Genomic DNA, 16,931 nt, shown 5'->3' on the forward strand with positions numbered 1-16,931 from the left:
CACAGCCGTCATTCCGGGGCGTGCGCAGCACGAACCCGGAATCCATCTCTCCTCCGTCTCTGCCGCCTGATGGATTCCGGGTTCTCGCTTCGCGAGCCCCGGAATGACACCATTTGAATGGCTGCGCGCTCGGACAAAATGGTGAGGGGTCCGATGCGGTCAGCATCGAACCCCTCGTCACTTCTTAGTAAGACGCGTTTTCTTCACGCGAGCCGGAAAAACCACTTCGCTCGAAAACGCTTTAGAACATCAGCCGGCCTGTAAGCCGGGTTCTGTAGGGCACCGTTCGCTTGCGCGCACGATACGTGACGGCCATTCCTCTGGGGCCATGTTTGCACATGGCCTCGAGCAACCTACCCGGACGGCGGGCCTGACATCGCCCCGCGGCGTTATCGCTTGCGCGAACAGCCCGCTACGCCGTCCCTATTCGGTTTTGCTCCCGGTGGGGTTTACCATGCCGGCTCCGTTGCCGCAGCCGCGGTGCGCTCTTACCGCACCTTTTCACCCTTACCCTGCGAAGCCCGAAGGCGAAGCAGGGCGGTTCGTTCTCTGTGGCACTTTCCCTGGGGTTGCCCCCGCCGGACGTTATCCGGCACCGTATGTCAAGGGAGCCCGGACTTTCCTCCCCGGCGGCCTTTCGACCGTTGCCGGAGCGGCCGTCCGGCCGACTGACGGGGTTAGGCATGGGCATTTGTGACGGTTTCGTCAAGCCGAGATCGTCGCGCACGCGATCTGCAAATAATTTATCCTGAAGATGTCGTTCGATGTGCGCCCCGTTCGACTGGATGTCGGTGATCCCCCGAACAACAGGAGTTAAGCGATGCAGTATCTGCTGCTGATCTACCGGAGCGAAGCGGAATTGAACAAGATGACCCCCGCAGACCGTCAGGCGATGTCGGCGGAGTACGGCACTTATACGCAGTCCATCGTCCAGAGCGGCCATTTCAAGGCCGGCGACGGGCTTCAGCCGACCACGACCGCGACCACCGTGCGCGTGCGCGATGGCAAGACCCTGACCACCGACGGTCCGTTCGCCGAGACCCGCGAGCAACTCGGCGGCTACTATCTGGTCGAGGCCAAGGATCTCGACACCGCCATTGGGCTGGCCGCGCGGATTCCCGGGGCCAAGGAGGGATCCATCGAGGTCAGGCCGGTCATGATCTACAAGTGATCTCTCCTGCCGACATCGCTCGGATCTTTCGCGACGAGGCGGGGCGGGTGCTTGCCACGCTGATCCGCCTCGTCGGCGATTTCGATCTCGCCGAGGACGCACTCCAGGATGCCTTCGCGGTCGCGCTCGAACGCTGGTCGGCGGGCGAGGTGCCCGATAATCCGCGCGCCTGGCTCGTCAATGTCGGCCGCAACAAGGCGATTGATCGCATCCGGCGGCAGGCCGTGTTCCGCGGCAAGCAGCAGGCGTTCGTGCATGAGCTCGAGCTCAACGCGCAGGCGCCCGACGAGCCTCCGGCGACGCTCGACGACGACATGCTGCGGCTGATCTTCACCTGCTGCCATCCCGCGTTCGCGCCGGAGGTCCAGGTCGCGCTGACGCTGCGCACCGTCTGCGGCCTCTCGACCGCGCAGGTCGCGCGCGCGTTCCTCGTCGGAGAGGAGGCGATGGCGCAGCGCCTCGTCCGCGCCAAGCAGAAGATCAGGCTCGCCGGCATTCCCTATGAGGTGCCCGAACGCGACGCGCTGGCGCAGCGGCTCGACGGCGTGCTCGCCGTCATCTATCTCGTCTTCACCGAAGGCTATGTCGCAACCTCGGGCGCAGACCTGATGCGGCCGGATCTCGCGGTCGAAGCCATCAGGCTCGGCCGTTTGCTCGACCGGCTGATGCCTGACCGGGCCGGGATCAAGGGCCTGCTGGCCTTGATGCTGCTGCACGACGCGCGCCGCGCCGGGCGCGCGACGTCGGCCGGCGACATCGTGCTGCTGGAAGAGCAGGACCGCACGCTCTGGGATCGCGCGCAGATCGAGGCGGGTCTGCGTCTCGTGGACGACGCACTGCGCATACCCGGCCGGCCGCAACCCTATGCGGTGCAGGCCGCGATCGCCGCGCTGCATGCGCGTGCGCCGAGCTTTGAGGCGACCGACTGGCCGCAGATCGCCGGGCTCTACGAGGTGCTGCTGCGGATCAATCCTTCGCCGGTGATCGAGCTCAACCACGCCGCCGCAATCTCGATGGTCGACGGCCCGGCGCGCGCGCTCGATCTCGTCGACGCGATCACCGCACGCGGCGGGCTTGGCGGCTACGAGCTGCTGCCCGCGGTGCGCGCGGATCTGTTGCGACGGCTCGGCCGCAAGGACGAGGCGCGCGAGGCGTATGTCGCGGCGACGGCAGCGACGCAGCTCGAGCCGCTGCGGCGGCTCTATGCGCGAAGGATGAGGGAGATGGGCAACTAGCACCGTCATTCCGGGGGCGATGCGAAGCATCGAACCCGGAATCTCGAGATTCTCAGGTGCGCAATTGCGCACCATAGTTCGCACTTCGTGCGCCCCGGAATGACGGCTACGCCGTCACTTCGACGCGACCGCCGTCCCGTCCGGCAGGCTCGCCAGGAGCGCCTGCAACGTCGACAGTGTCGAATGGTCCGCAACACCATCCAGCCGTGCCGGGCGGAAATGGCGCTGGAAGGCGGTGACGACTTCCATGGTCGCAGCGTCGTATTTGCCGGTCAGCGGCACGCCATAACCGTATCGCGCGAGCGCCTGCTGCAGGCTCAGCACCTCGTCGCTGATGGTGCCGAGCATCAGGCTCTCGCCGCGCACGACGGGCGTGGGCGTGACCCAGTGCCCGACGCCGGAATTGGCCAGCGAATGCCACGGAAATTTCTCGCCGGGATCCTTCTTGCGCGCGGGCGCAACGTCGGAATGGCCGAGCACGCGGTGCGCCGGCACTTTTCGGCGCAGCATGATGCCGCGGCACAGCGCGATCACGGCGGCGATCTGGCGCAGCGGAAACTCCGGATAGCCCCAGTCGTGGCCGCGATTGACGATCTCGATGCCGATCGAGCAGGAGTTGACATCGTCCTCGCCGGCCCAGGACGAGACGCCGGCGTGCCAGGCGCGCCTCGCCTCGGGCACGCATTGCACGATGCGGCCGTCCTCGAGCACGACGTAATGCGCCGACACTTCCGTCCCCGCCGTGCACAGCCGCGCCAGCGCGCCCTCGACGTCGGGCATGCCGGTGTAATGCAGCACGATCATGTCCGGCTGGCGTCCCTTGCTGCGCTCGCCATGGTTCGGCGAAGGAATGATGTCGGAGACGATCGACGAATCCGGCTCGAACGTCCGCATGTTCGCCGCGGCCTTGGGAACCGGGAGAACGCGTTGACGCTTCGAATCAGAACCAGATGGCGTGGACGAACCGGACGACATAAACAGCTCAAGTCGGAATAGGAGAGGGCCAAGCCCTTCTCTTTACTATTCCTTTACCCTCCGCCGTGCGCAATCGCGCGTCGCGGTTAACGGATGCATTTTGGGCGGGTGTGTGGATGAGGCATCACTGCCGCTTCACCTTTTCGACTTGTAACGGGCCGATCAACGCTTTCTTAACGCTAAGGGCCGTTACTGAGGGATGAAGAGCCGACCCGCGTCCGGAGGCGGCCAAAGCGTATTTTGGCTCGAAATCCCATGGCTGCCCGACAAATTCCACTGGGAACACTGGGTTGGCGGCCCGGGACGACCGGGCTCGGTAACCATGCTGGACAAGGGTTGGGTCGTGGAACCGCCGCGACGCGGAATCATTCGAGGCGTTATGGGCTGGCTCGCCCCGGATCTGGCTTGGTTGTTCGGCAGGCGTGGCGCATGAGCTCCGCTCCTCACATTCCCGTGCTCGGTCGCGAGGCCATCGATCATCTCGCGCCGCGCGAGGGCGGGATCTATGTCGATGCCACCTTCGGCGCCGGCGGCTATAGCCGTGCCATCCTCGACGTGCCTGGAACCCGACTCATCGCCATCGACCGCGACCGCACCGCAATCGCTGGCGGCGCCGAGCTGGTCGAGCGCTCTGCCGGTAGGCTGACACTGGTCGAGGACCGTTTCTCCCATCTCGCCGACGTCTGCGCCGCACAAGGCGTCGATGCCGTGGACGGCGTCGTGATGGACGTCGGGGTGTCCTCGATGCAGCTCGACCAGGCCGGCCGAGGCTTTTCGTTCCGCCTCGACGGTCCGCTCGACATGCGGATGGGGCAGGCGGGCCCGACCGCGGCCGACGTCGTCGCGCGCGCCTCGGAAGCCGATCTCGCCGACATCATCTATCTCCTCGGCGAGGAGCGGCATTCGCGCCGCGTCGCCCGCGCCATCGTCGCGGACCGGCAGGAGACGCCGTTCACGACCACGCGCGCGCTCGCCGACCTCGTCGGCAGGGTGGTTCGCTCCAAGCCGGGCGACATTCACCCCGCGACGCGGACGTTCCAGGCCCTGCGCATCTTCGTCAACGAGGAGCTCGAGGAACTCCAGACCGCGCTCACCGCGGCCGAGCGCGTGCTCAAGCCCGGCGGACGCCTCGTGGTGGTCTCGTTCCATTCACTGGAAGACCGCATCGTCAAGAATTTCCTCGCCGAGCGGTCGAAGACCGGCGGCGGCTCGCGGCACCTGCCGGAAGTCGCGCAAACCGCGCCGAGCTTCCATCTCCTGACGCGACGGCCTGTCGTCGCCGGCGAGGACGAAGTTGCGCGTAACCCGCGCGCGCGTTCGGCAAAACTGCGCGCCGCGGAGCGCACCTCGGCGCCGGCGCACAAGGACGATCAGTCTTCGTCCTGGCCAAGACTCTCCGACGTGATGAGGGGAGGCTAGCGCATGCGCTTCATCCACCTCCTCGTCATCGGCGCGCTGATCTTCGCGGCAGCCTATGTCTACCGGATCAAGATGGACTCCACCGCGCGCACGGAGAAGGTATTGCGGCTGCATGCGGAAATCCGCGAGCAGCGCGATGCGATCGCCTCGCTCCGCTCCGAATGGGCCAAGCTCGATGCGCCCTTGCGCCTGCAAGGCCTGTCCGAGCGGCACCTGCCGCTCAAGCCGGTCAACGGCACGCAATATGACTCGCTGAAGAACCTGCCCGAGCGCCCGCCGCGGATGTTCAGGCCCGGCGAGCCCGACCCGATCGGGGCCATGCTCAACACCATCGAAGCCGCGAGCGATCCCGATACCGTGACGGGCTCCGTGCCTCAGCCCGAGGACAAGCAATGAGCCCGGCGACGCCTGCAAAACCCACCGAGCCCTGGCGGCAGCGGCTGATCCGCAGCCTGCTCTACGGGCGCAACGTCGACCGCGCCGCGAAGGCGCGCGCGCGCGTCGGACTTGCGATGCTCGCCTTCGCCTCGGTCTACGCCCTGATCGGTGGCCGGCTCGTGATGTTCGCGATCGGTGCCGACGCCCACAGTGCGCGCCGAGCGGCGGCGCAGGAGGTGGTTGCGACGGCGCGGCCCGACATCGTCGACCGCAACGGCGCCATCCTTGCGACCGACGTCAAGGCGGCTAGCCTGTTCGGCGAGCCGCGCCGCATCATCGACAAGGACGAGGCGATCGAGCTCCTGACCGCCACCGTGCCCGACCTCGACGAGGCCGAGGTGCGCGAGCGCCTGAAGACACGCAAGGGCTTCGTCTGGCTCAAGCGCGAGATCACGCCGAAGCAGCAGCAGGACATCCACAAGCTCGGCATTCCCGGCATCGGCTTCCTGCGCGAGAACAAGCGCGTCTATCCGACCGGCAACGAGGTCGCCCACCTCATCGGTCTCGTCAATATCGACAACCAGGGCATCGCCGGCATGGAGAAGTGGCTCGACAATCAAGGGCTCGCCGATCTCCATCGCGCGGGCTTTGCCACCGACCGCCTGCAAAAGCCGATCGAGCTCTCGGTCGATCTGCGGGTCGAGCACGCGCTGCGCGACGAGCTCTTGAAGGCCAAGGAGAAGTACCACACCAAGGCCGCCTCCGGCATCGTCTCCAACGTCAAGACCGGCGAGATCGTGGCGATGGTCTCGCTTCCGGACTTCGACCCGAACAATCCGAAGGAAGCGCACGACCCCGACCGCATCAACCGCCTCACCACCGGCGTCTATGAGATGGGCTCGACCTTCAAGGCGTTCACGCTGGCGATGGCGCTCGATTCCGGAAAGATCAATCTGAACTCGTCGTGGGATGCGCGCGGAAACCTGCACTACGGCAAGTTCACCATCCACGACAGCCATCCGCTCGGACGGTTCATCAACACCAAGGAAGTGTTCACCTTCTCGTCCAACATCGGCGCCGCGCGGATCGCGCTCGGCCAGGGCGTGGAGGCGCACAAGGCGTTCCTCGCCAAGATGGGCCAGCTGACGCGGCTGCGCACCGAGCTGCCGGAGAGCGCAGCCCCGCTGATTCCGCGCCGCTGGAGCGAGTTGAACACGGTCACCGCCGCGTTCGGCCAGGGCCTCTCGGTCGCGCCGCTCCAGGCGGTGATGGGCATCAACGCGCTGGTGAACGGCGGCTATTTGATTCCGCCGACCTTCATGAAGCGCAGCGAAGCGGAAGCGGCAGCGCTGGCCAAGCGCGTGGTCAAGCAAGACACCAGCGACAAGATGCGGTTCCTGATGCGGCTCAACGCCGAAATCGGCACCGCCAAGACCGCCGACGTCAAGGGCTACTATGTCGGCGGCAAGACCGGCACGTCCGAGAAGGTCATCAACGGCCGCTATGCCAAGAAGCGCGTGCTCAACTCGTTCACCGCGATCATGCCCTGCGACGATCCGAAATATCAGATCCTGATCATGCTGGACGAGCCGCAGGCGATCCCTGAAACGAAGGGTTTCATCACCTCGGGCTGGAACGCGGTGCCGACCGGCGGCCGGGTGATCGAGCGGATCGCGCCGCTTCTGGGCGTCGAGCCGCGGTTCGACCTGCCGCCGTCCGAGCGCCTTATTCTTGCAGCATCCAGGACAACCCAGTAATCAACCGGGTAGGCCATCGCCGGTGCTGAGTCGGGAGTTTCCGGCGATTCGGCTTTCCGGCATGTCGACTGGACGACCATGAAGCTGCGCGATCTCATAGGCAATGACGCCGCAATCGAGCCCGCTATCGCGGCGCTCGAGGTGACGGGGCTTGCGCTCGACAGCCGCGTGGTCAGGCCGGGCGATCTCTTCTTCGCGCTCGCGGGCAGCAAGACCGACGGCGCACGCTTCATCGATGCGGCGGTCGCCGCAGGTGCGGTTGCGATTGTCGGCGATCATGCGCCTGATGGCGGCAAGGTGCCGTTCATCGCCGTCGCCAATCCGCGTCGCGCCCTGGCGCTGGCCGCGGCAAGATTCTTTCCCGCGCAGCCCGCGACCATCGCTGCGGTGACCGGCACCAGCGGCAAGACATCGGTCGCGGCGTTCACGCGCCAGATCTGGGAGCGGCTGGGCCATGCCTCCGCCAGCATCGGCACCATCGGTCTCGTGTCGCCGAAGCGCACCGTCTACGGCTCGCTGACGACGCCGGATCCGGTCGCGCTGCACCGGCAGATCGATGAGATCGCGCGCGAGGGCGTCACCCATCTTGCCTTCGAAGCGTCCTCGCACGGTCTCGATCAATATCGCCTCGACGGCGTGCGCGTCTCCGCCGGCGGCTTCACCAATCTGTCGCGCGACCACATGGATTACCACCCGACCGTCGCGCATTATCTTGCGGCGAAGCTCCGGCTGTTCCGCGAACTGGTCCCGCCTGGCGGCGCCGCCGTGATTTCGGCCGATCATGATTGCTCGGCCGAAGCGATCAGTGCCGCGAAGGCGCGTGGCCTGCGCGTGATGGCGGTCGGCCGCAACGGCGACGGGGTGGGCGAGGGCATTCGCCTCACCGAGGTCGGGGTCGACGGCTTTTCGCAAAAGCTCACGGTCGAGCATCGCGGCAAGCGTTATGTGGTCCTGCTGCCGCTGGCCGGCGAATTCCAGATCGAGAATGCGCTGGTGTCGGCCGGCCTCGCGATCGGCACCGGCAGCGATGCCGCCAACGTATTCGCGAGCCTCGAACATCTCGAAGGTGCCAAGGGCCGGCTCGAGCGCGTCGGCGAGCGCAACGGCGCGCCGATCTTCGTCGACTATGCGCACAAGCCCGACGCGCTGGCGAAGGCGTTGCAGGCGCTGCGGCCTTACGCCAAGCGCAGGCTGGTCGTCGTGTTCGGCGCCGGCGGCGACCGCGATGCCGGCAAGCGTCCGATCATGGGCGAGATCGCCGCGGAGAATGCCGACGGCGTCATCATCACCGACGACAATCCGCGCAGTGAGCAGCCCGAAGCGATCCGCGCGGCGATCCTCGCCACCGCAAAAGGCGCCCGCGAGATCGGCGACCGCGCCGCGGCGATCCGCACCGCGATCGAGGAACTGGAACAGGGCGATGCGCTGCTCATCGCCGGCAAGGGCCACGAGACCGGGCAGATCGTCGGCAGCGAGGTGTTGCCCTTCAGTGATCACGAGGCGGTTGCCGCCGCCCTAGCGTCGAGGGTTGCATGAGCGCGCCAATATGGACGGTTGCGGAGGTCGCGCGCGCGCTGGGCGCTGCCGGATCATTCCCGGACACGCCGATCGACTTCGTGACGCAGGACAGCCGCCTGGTGAAGCCCGGCAGCCTGTTCGTCGCGCTCAGCGGCACGCCGAGCGGCGGCTTCATCTCGGCCTTCGCCAGCGCGCGCGACGGCTGGGAATTCGCCGACAAGGCGGAAGCCGCGGGCGCGGCCGCGATGATCGTGCCGCACGAGATCGCGGGCATCCGCGTCCCCCAGATCGTCGTGAAGGACACGCTGATCGACGGCCTCTGGGGCCTCGCGCGCGCCGCACGCGCGCGCTTTGGCGGGCCGGTGATCGGGCTCACCGGCAGCGCGGGCAAGACCAGCACCAAGGAATTTCTGGCGGCCTATCCGAACGCCTATGCCAGCCCGTCGAGCTTCAACAATTTCTGGGGCGTGCCGCTGACGCTGTGCAATGCGCGGCCCGATGCCAGCCTCTGGGTCCTCGAGATGGGCATGAACCAGACCGGCGAGATCGCGCGGCTCAGCGAGTTGACGCGGCCGACGGTCGCGCTCGTCGTCAACGTCCAGCCCGTGCATCTGGAAAAGCTCGGCTCGCTGGAGGCGATCCGGCGCGAAAAGGTGTCGATCGCGCTCGGCCTGCCCGAGGACGGCGTGCTGGTGCTGCCCGCCGGGCTCAAGGCGTCCGAATGGAAGGGCAAGGTGGTCCGCTTCGGCGAGCATGCCGAGGTGCACGAGGTCACGCACGCGCCGCATGGCGAGAGCTGGCAGGTCGTGGCGATGATCGGCAAGAAGCAGATCGCCTTCAGCCTGACGCCGGGCGCGCCGCACCGCGTGCAGAATGCGCTCGCCGCGCTCGCTTCGATCCGCGCGGCGAACCTCGATGCCGCGACGCTCGCGATCAAGCTCGATCGGGTCGGCATCATGACCGGCCGCGGCGTCGAGCAGGCGGTCGGCGGCGTCACCGTGATCGACGACAGCTTCAACGGCAACCCGGCCAGCGTGGCTGCTGCGCTGCAAAGCCTGCAGGCGCGCAACGTAACCGGCGGCCGCCGCATTGCCGTGCTCGGCGATATGCTGGAACTGGGCGATGACGCACCAAGCTACCACACCGGCCTCACCAAGCATTTGGACGGCATCGACGGTGTGTACTGTGTCGGCGCCCTGATGCGTCACCTCTTCGAGGTGCTTCCATCGGGCAAGGCGCTTGGCTGGCACGACGATCCCGCCACGCTGAAGCCGGGCGAGGTCGCAAGCCTGCTAAAGGCAGGCGATGTGGTGGTTGTCAAGGGCAGCAAGAAGATGTTCTGGGTCAACAAGTTTGTGCCGCGCCTAGTGGCCGCCTTGCAGGCAAAGGCGTAAACTGCTTGGAAGGCGCTGTTTCCGAATCCTCCCTTTTCGGCGCGAAGCCGTCCGTTTTCCCACAGGTCGCCCGACCCATGATGAAGACCAGCGAATGCGCGTGAGGCACGTCGATAAGGCCAAGGCCGATAACAAGGCCGCGTGCGAAAGGCGCCATAGGACCGTCTGAATGTTTTACTGGCTGATCGAGCTCTCCAACACATTTCCGGGCTTCGGTGCCTTTCGCACCTTCCTGAACGTCTTCCGCTACATCACCTTCCGCACCGGCGGCGCGGTGGTCACCGGCGCGCTGTTCGTGTTCCTGTTCGGGCCCTGGATCATCGATCATTTGCGCATCCGCCAGGGCAAGGGCCAGCCGATCCGGACCGATGGCCCGCAATCGCATCTCGCCAAGAAGGGCACGCCCACCATGGGCGGGCTGATGATCCTGTCCGGCCTCACGGTCGGCACGGTGCTGTGGGCCAACCCGCTCAATCCCTATGTCTGGATCGTGCTCGCGGTGACGCTTGGTTTCGGCTTCGTCGGCTTCTATGACGACTACCTCAAGGTGACCAAGCAGACCACGACCGGGTTCGGCAGCAAGCTTCGCCTGCTGATCGAGGCGGCGATCGCGCTGGTGGCCTGCTACGCGCTGGTACGCTTGAACCGCGATCCCGCGTCCACCGCGCTGACGATTCCGTTCCTGAAGGACACCGTGCTGCATTTCGGCTGGTTCTTCGTCGTGTTCGGCGCCTTCGTCATCGTCGGCGCCGGCAATGCGGTGAATCTCACCGACGGTCTCGACGGCCTCGCCATCGTGCCCGTGATGATCGCGACCGCGAGCTTTGCGATGATCGCCTATCTCGCCGGCAACGCGGTGTTCGCCGACTACCTCCAGATCAAATATGTCGCCGGCACCGGCGAGCTCGCCGTGCTCTGCGGCGCGCTGCTGGGCGCCGGCCTCGGCTTCCTCTGGTTCAACGCGCCGCCGGCTTCGATCTTCATGGGCGACACCGGCTCGCTGGCGCTCGGCGGCATGCTGGGCGCGATCGCGGTCGCGGTGAAGCACGAGATCGTGCTCGCGGTGATCGGCGGCCTGTTCGTGCTGGAGGCGGTCTCCGTCATCGTGCAGGTGGTGTCGTTCAAGCTCACCGGAAAACGCATCTTCCGCATGGCGCCGATCCACCACCATTTCGAGCAGCTCGGCTGGACCGAGCCGCAGATCGTGATCCGCTTCTGGATCATCTCGGTGATGCTGGCGCTGGCCGGCCTGTCGACGCTGAAGCTGCGGTGACTTCTATGGCGGTTGATTTTCGCTGTCATTCCGGACGACGCGAAGCGGCGATCCGGAATCTCGAGATTCCGGGTTCTCGCTTCGCGAGCCCCGGAATGACAGGAACCCAATCATGATCCCGGTCACATCCTTCGCCGGCAAGACAGTCGCGGTATTCGGCCTCGGCGGCTCGGGGCTCGCCTCCTGTCACGCGTTGAAAGCGGGCGGCGCCGAGGTGATCGCCGCCGACGACAATGCCGAGAACGTCGCCAAGGCCGCGCAGGCCGGCTTCATCACCGCGGACTTGCGCAACGTCTCCTGGACGAATTTCGCAGCGCTGGTGCTCGCGCCCGGCGTGCCGCTGACCCATCCCGTGCCGCACTGGAGCGTGCTGAAGGCACGCGAGGCCGGTGTCGAAGTCATCGGCGACATCGAGCTGTTCTGCCGCGAGCGGCGGCGGCACGCGCCGGATGCACCGTTCGTCGCCATCACCGGCACCAACGGCAAGTCGACCACGACGGCGCTGATCGCGCACCTGACCAAGGTCGCCGGCTACGATACCCAGATGGGCGGCAATATCGGCACCGCGATCCTGTCGCTGGAGCCGCCGCGCACGGGCCGCGTCCACGTCATCGAGATGTCGTCCTACCAGATCGACCTCACGCCCTCGCTCGATCCCTCCGTCGGCATCCTGCTCAATGTCAGCGAAGACCACATCGACCGCCACGGCACCATCGCGCACTACGCCGCGGTGAAGGAGCGCCTTGTTGCGGGCGTGCAGGCAGGCGGCACCTCGATCGTCGGCGTCGACGACGGTTATTGCCGCGACATCGCCGACCGGCTCGACCGCGCCGGCAAGAACGTGGTGCGCATTTCCGTCAAGAACCCGCTGGCGAGCGGAATCCATGTCGAGCACGGTACCATCGTGCGCACCGCGGGCGGCGCCCGCAGCGAAGTCGCCAAGCTCGGCGGCATCGGTTCGCTGCGCGGCCTGCACAACGCGCAGAACGCGGCCTGCGCCGCCGCCGCGGCGCTCGCGATGGGCATCAGCTTTGAGGTGCTCCAGGACGGCCTGCGCAGCTTTCCGGGCCTCGCGCATCGCATGGAGCAGGTCGGCCGCCGCGGCAACGTGCTGTTCGTCAACGACTCCAAGGGCACCAATGCGGATGCCACCGCGCATGCGCTGTCGTCCTTTTCGGAAATCTTCTGGATCGCCGGCGGCAAGCCGAAGGCGGGCGGTATCACCAGCCTGACCGGCTACTTCCCGCGCATCCGCAAGGCCTATCTGATCGGCGAAGCCGCTCCGGAGTTTTCCGGCACGCTGGGGACACAGGTCGCCCACGAGATCAGCCAGACGCTTGACGTCGCCGTCGAACACGCCGCGCGCGATGCGGAAGCCTCGGGTCTCACCGACGCGGTCGTGCTGCTGTCGCCGGCCTGCGCGTCCTTCGACCAGTACCGCAACTTCGAGATCCGCGGCACCAAGTTCCGCGAACTGGTGCAGGCGCTGCCGGGTGTGAAGCCGGTGGTGTGAGGGCGCACTGGCTCCACATCTCCGCTGTCGTCGTCCGGCTTGACCGGGCGACCCAGTATCCCAGAGACGGTGCTTGAGCCGAGCGGCCGCGGCGTACTGGATGCCCCGCCTGCGCGGGGCATGACGAGCATGTGAGGTGAGCGCTCCCCCTATCTCGAAACATCCGCTTTTCCTTAACCCCCCGGTAACCAACCTCGGCGACCAATGGACCGACCTCTGTCCGAAAGCGGCCGCCCATGCTCTCCCGTGAAGAACGCACCCCCTTTTCCGAGTGGTGGTGGACCGTCGACAAGCCGCTGATGGGCGCCATCCTGGCGCTGATGCTGACCGGCGTGATCCTGTCGCTGGCGGCGAGCCCGCCGGTTGCGACCCGCATCGGGCTCGACCCGTTCCACTTCTTCAGCCGGCACGTGATGTTCCTGGCGCCGTCCTGCCTGGTGCTGCTCGGCGTCTCCTTCCTGTCGCCGCGCGCGATCCGGCGAAGCGCGCTACTCATCTTCGCGGTCAGCATCATCCTGATCGCGGTGACGCTCGCGATCGGCCCCGAAGTGAAGGGCTCGCGGCGCTGGATCACGCTGCTCGGCGTCAACATCCAGGCCTCCGAAATCGCAAAGCCATCGTTCGTCGTCATTGCTGCCTGGCTGTTCGCGGAATCGACCAGGCGGCCTGAGATGCCGGCGACCTCGATGGCGCTGGTGCTGCTCCTGATGCTGGTCTCGCTGCTGGTGATGGAGCCGGACTTCGGCCAGACCATGCTGATCCTGATGGTGTGGGGCTCGCTGTTCTTCATCGCGGGCATGCGCATGATCTGGGTGTTCGGGCTCGCCGGCCTCGGCGCCGCCGGGCTGTTCAGCGCCTATTTGTTCGTCCCGCACGTCGCCGGCCGCATCAAGCGCTTCATGAATCCGGCCTCGGGCGACACCTTCCAGGTCGATACCGCGATGGAGGCCTTCTACAACGGCGGCTGGTTCGGGCTCGGACCGGGCGAGGGTATCGCCAAGCGCAGCCTGCCGGACAGTCATACCGACTTCGTGTTCGCGGTTGCCGCCGAAGAGTTCGGCATCATCCTGTGCCTTGCCATGCTGGCGCTGTTCGCCTTCGTCGTCATCCGCACGCTGTCGCGGGCCTACGCCAATGAGGACATGTTCTCGCGTTTTGCGGCCTCCGGCCTTGCGATCCTGTTCGGCGTTCAGGCGGCGATCAACATGTCGGTCAATCTCCAGCTCATCCCCGCCAAGGGCATGACGCTGCCCTTCATCTCCTACGGCGGCTCCTCGATCGTGTCGCTCGCCTATGGCGTCGGCATGATGCTGGCGCTGACGCGGCTGCGCCCGCGCACCGAGGTCGAGGCAAGCGGCCACGCCGAGGCGATGCGCAGCTACGCGTGACCGTTGCCCGGCTCGCAATGACGGCGGAGGCCCTGTAAAAGGGCGTTTATGGAAACCTCCCCTTTGATTCTTCTCGCCGCGGGCGGCACCGGCGGCCATTTGTTTCCGGCCGAGGCGCTCGGCGTCGAGCTGATCCGGCGCGGCTTTCGCGTCCGCCTCGTCACGGATGAGCGGGCGCTGCGCTATAGCGGGCTGTTCAGCAAGGATATGATCGACGTCGTCTCGAGCGAGACCGCGCGCGGCCGCAATCCGTTCCAAGTCGCCTATGCCGGCCTCACGCTCGCCGCCGGCACGCTATCGGCCTACAGCCTGATCAAGCGATTGAAGCCCGTCGCCGTCGTCGGCTTCGGTGGCTATCCGACGCTGCCGCCGCTGGTCGCGGCAAAGTTCGCCGGCGTGCCCGGCATCATCCATGACGCCAATGCGGTGCTCGGCCGCGCCAACCGGTTTCTGTCGAGCCGCGTCCGCGCCATCGCGACGTCCTTGCCGGGCGTGCTCGACCGCGACCCCGCGCTATCGGGCAAGACCACGACCGTCGGCACGCCGATGCGGCCGGCGGTCCTTGCCGCTGCCGCCGTGCCCTATGCCGCGCCCGAGGCGAACGGTCCGCTGCGCCTGCTCGTCGTCGGTGGCAGCCAGGGCGCGCGCATCATGGCCGACATCGTGCCGGGCGCGATCGAGCGGCTCGAGCCAGCGCTGTGGGGCCGGCTCATCCTCACCCAGCAGGTGCGCGACGAGGACATGAATCGGGTGCGCGCCGTCTACGACAAGCTCAAGATCAAGGCCGAGCTCGCGCCGTTCTTCACCGATCTGCCGGCGCGGCTCGCCTCCAACCATCTGGTGGTGTCGCGCTCCGGCGCCGGCACGGTCGCCGAGCTCGCCGCCATCGGCCGGCCCTCGATCCTGGTGCCGCTGCCGGGCTCGATCGACCAGGACCAGTTCGCCAATGCCGGCGTGCTGGCCAAGGTCGATGGCGCGATCCGCATCCCGCAGACCGAGTTCACCTCGGATCGGTTGGCTTCCGAAATCTCCGCCCTGGCCGCCGAGCCGGCGCGCCTTACCGCCATGGCCGCGGCCGCGAAGGGGGCGGGGCGGCTCGATGCCGCCGAGCGGCTGGCCGATCTGGTGGTCAAGGTCGCGGGCCTTTAGCACTCGTCATTCCGGACGGGCCGCAAAGCGGACCGATCCGGAATCTCGAGATTCCGGGTTCGCGCGCGTTGCGAGCGCCCCGGAATGACGAAAAAGGGCCGACTTTTGAATGTTACTCGTCATGGCCGGGCTTGTCCGACCAAGTCGGATTTATCCGACTTGGTTCTTTTAAAAATGACGGCACTCGGTATACCGAGTGCCTATGCATCCACGTCTTGCAAGAAAGACGCTGGGATTCGTGGATGCCCGGGACAAGCCCGGGCATGACGACCGAACGACGGGATAGAGCATGAGACTGCCGCGCGAGATCGGACCCATCCACTTCGTCGGGATCGGCGGGATCGGCATGAGCGGGATCGCCGAGGTGCTGGTCAATCTCGGCTATGCCGTGCAGGGCTCGGACGCCTCCGACAACTACAATCTCGACCGTCTGCGCAAGAAGGGCGCCAAGGTCTCGGTCGGCCACAAGGCCGAGAATGTCGACGGCGCCGAGGTCGTCGTGGTCTCCACCGCGATCAAGCGCGACAATCCGGAATTGATGGCGGCGCGCGAACGTCGCATTCCCGTGGTGCGCCGCGCCGAGATGCTGGCCGAGCTGATGCGGCTGAAGAGCTGTGTCGCGATCGCCGGAACGCACGGCAAGACCACCACGACGACGATGGTTGCAACGCTGCTCGATGCCGGCGGTCTCGATCCCACCGTCATCAACGGCGGCATCATCAACGCCTACGGCTCCAACGCGCGCCTCGGCGCCGGCGACTGGATGGTGGTGGAAGCGGACGAGAGTGACGGCACGTTCCTGAAGCTGCCGACCGATGTCGCGATCGTCACCAATGTCGACCCCGAGCATCTCGATCACTTCAAGACCTTCGAGGCGGTGCAGGACGCCTTCCGCCATTTCGTCGAGAACCTGCCGTTCTACGGCTTTGCGGTGATGTGCATCGACCATCCCGTGGTGCAGAGTCTCGTCGGCAAGATCGAGGATCGCCGCATCATCACCTACGGCGAGAATCCGCAGGCCGATGCGCGGCTGGTCGACCTCACCCCGATGGGTGGTGGATCGAAGTTCAAGGTCGCGTTCCGCGATCGCAAGACCGGTGCCGTGCACGAGATTCCCGATCTGATGCTGCCGATGCCGGGTCGGCACAACGCCTCCAACGCCACGGCCGCGATCGCGGTCGCGCGCGAGCTCGGCGTGTCGGACGAAGCGATCCGCAGCGCGATCGCCGGCTTCGGCGGCGTCAAGCGGCGCTTCACCAAGACCGGCGAATGGAACGGCGTCACCGTGATCGACGATTACGGCCACCACCCCGTCGAGATCGCGGCGGTGCTCAAGGCGGCGCGGGAATCCACCAACGGCAAGATCGTCGCCGTGGTGCAGCCGCATCGCTACACCCGCCTGCAATCGCTGTTCGAAGAATTCTGCACCTGCTTCAACGACGCCGATGCGGTGATCGTCGCCGACGTCTATGCCGCGGGCGAGGCGCCGATCGACGGCATCGACCGCGATCATTTCGTCGTGGGCCTGCGCGCCCATGGCCACCGCGAGGTGATCCCGCTGCCGGCGGCGCCGGAGCTCGCGGGCATCGTCAAGGGGCTCGCGAAGTCGGGCGATCTCGTCGTGTGCCTTGGCGCCGGCAACATCACGCAATGGGCGTATGCACTGCCTGGCGAATTGAAGGCGCTGGGGTAGGGCGGCGATGCTGCACTCGTTGCTTGCCACACGGAATGGTGCGCTCCCTCCCCCACAAGGGGGGAGGG

13 protein-coding genes and 1 other RNA gene are annotated in these 16,931 nt (G+C 66.6%); 12 read left to right on the forward strand and 2 right to left on the reverse strand.

All coding sequences use genetic code 11. The features are described from left to right. Positions 1-245 precede the first annotated feature (245 nt). An RNA gene (rnpB, locus tag AB5K84_RS12870) (RNase P RNA component class A) lies at positions 246-672 on the reverse strand. A 148-nt stretch (positions 673-820) separates the two neighbouring features. Between rnpB and AB5K84_RS12875 the strand changes: the two genes are divergently transcribed. Together AB5K84_RS12875 and AB5K84_RS12880 are read left to right on the forward strand one after the other, a co-directional pair. Continuing rightward, positions 821-1,171 (forward strand): YciI family protein, encoded by a 351-nt coding sequence (locus tag AB5K84_RS12875; RefSeq protein ID WP_441232444.1) that lies wholly within the window; start codon positions 821-823, stop codon positions 1,169-1,171. Then, positions 1,168-2,406, forward strand: coding sequence for an RNA polymerase sigma factor (locus AB5K84_RS12880; protein WP_375762312.1), 1,239 nt, complete (start codon positions 1,168-1,170; stop codon positions 2,404-2,406). The genes AB5K84_RS12875 and AB5K84_RS12880 overlap by 4 nt, the downstream gene beginning before the upstream one ends. A gap of 114 nt (positions 2,407-2,520) precedes the next feature. On the opposite strand, the gene AB5K84_RS12885 is transcribed toward AB5K84_RS12880, so the two are convergent. Beyond that, positions 2,521-3,300: an N-acetylmuramoyl-L-alanine amidase gene (locus AB5K84_RS12885; protein WP_039185808.1), complete on the reverse strand. Its 780-nt coding sequence runs from the start codon at positions 3,298-3,300 to the stop codon at positions 2,521-2,523. Positions 3,301-3,810: 510 nt separating this feature from the next. On the opposite strand from AB5K84_RS12885, the gene rsmH reads away from it, so the two are divergent. The 10 genes from rsmH to murC all read left to right on the forward strand — a co-directional run bounded on the left by rsmH (position 3,811) and on the right by murC (position 16,863). Then, positions 3,811-4,800 carry a 16S rRNA (cytosine(1402)-N(4))-methyltransferase RsmH gene (gene rsmH / locus AB5K84_RS12890; protein WP_441232445.1) on the forward strand — a complete coding sequence of 330 codons (990 nt, stop codon included), beginning with the start codon at positions 3,811-3,813 and terminating at the stop codon, positions 4,798-4,800. 3 nt (positions 4,801-4,803) lie between these two features. Then, a complete protein-coding gene (gene ftsL / locus AB5K84_RS12895) occupies positions 4,804-5,196 on the forward strand; it encodes a cell division protein FtsL (protein ID WP_011089349.1) in 393 nt (130 codons plus the stop codon). Then, the gene (locus tag AB5K84_RS12900) at positions 5,193-6,935 is read left to right on the forward strand and encodes a peptidoglycan D,D-transpeptidase FtsI family protein (RefSeq protein WP_011089348.1); all 1,743 of its coding nucleotides are present in this window, start codon (positions 5,193-5,195) and stop codon (positions 6,933-6,935) included. The genes ftsL and AB5K84_RS12900 overlap by 4 nt, the downstream gene beginning before the upstream one ends. Before the next feature lie 78 nt (positions 6,936-7,013). Beyond that, the gene (locus AB5K84_RS12905; protein WP_441232446.1) at positions 7,014-8,471 is read left to right on the forward strand and encodes a UDP-N-acetylmuramoyl-L-alanyl-D-glutamate--2,6-diaminopimelate ligase; all 1,458 of its coding nucleotides are present in this window, start codon (positions 7,014-7,016) and stop codon (positions 8,469-8,471) included. Then, the gene (locus tag AB5K84_RS12910) at positions 8,468-9,847 is read left to right on the forward strand and encodes a UDP-N-acetylmuramoyl-tripeptide--D-alanyl-D-alanine ligase (protein WP_441232447.1); all 1,380 of its coding nucleotides are present in this window, start codon (positions 8,468-8,470) and stop codon (positions 9,845-9,847) included. Before AB5K84_RS12905 ends, AB5K84_RS12910 begins: the two co-directional genes overlap by 4 nt. Before the next feature lie 169 nt (positions 9,848-10,016). Then, a complete protein-coding gene (mraY, locus tag AB5K84_RS12915; protein WP_011089345.1) occupies positions 10,017-11,120 on the forward strand; it encodes a phospho-N-acetylmuramoyl-pentapeptide-transferase in 1,104 nt (367 codons plus the stop codon). Positions 11,121-11,232: 112 nt separating this feature from the next. After that, positions 11,233-12,633, forward strand: a complete 1,401-nt coding sequence (gene murD, locus AB5K84_RS12920; RefSeq protein ID WP_441232448.1) for a UDP-N-acetylmuramoyl-L-alanine--D-glutamate ligase — start codon at positions 11,233-11,235, stop codon at positions 12,631-12,633. Positions 12,634-12,869: 236 nt separating this feature from the next. Beyond that, complete coding sequence (gene ftsW, locus AB5K84_RS12925; protein ID WP_028176246.1) at positions 12,870-14,021, forward strand: putative lipid II flippase FtsW; 1,152 nt, start codon at positions 12,870-12,872, stop codon at positions 14,019-14,021. 48 nt (positions 14,022-14,069) lie between these two features. Further along, positions 14,070-15,170, forward strand: coding sequence for an undecaprenyldiphospho-muramoylpentapeptide beta-N-acetylglucosaminyltransferase (gene murG, locus AB5K84_RS12930; RefSeq protein ID WP_011089342.1), 1,101 nt, complete (start codon positions 14,070-14,072; stop codon positions 15,168-15,170). Positions 15,171-15,459: 289 nt separating this feature from the next. Beyond that, a complete protein-coding gene (gene murC / locus AB5K84_RS12935) occupies positions 15,460-16,863 on the forward strand; it encodes a UDP-N-acetylmuramate--L-alanine ligase (protein WP_441232449.1) in 1,404 nt (467 codons plus the stop codon). The last annotated feature ends 68 nt before the right edge of the window (positions 16,864-16,931 follow it).

Source organism: Bradyrhizobium sp. 1200_D9_N1_1 (assembly GCF_052075915.1).
GTDB classification, from domain to species: domain Bacteria; phylum Pseudomonadota; class Alphaproteobacteria; order Rhizobiales; family Xanthobacteraceae; genus Bradyrhizobium; species Bradyrhizobium diazoefficiens.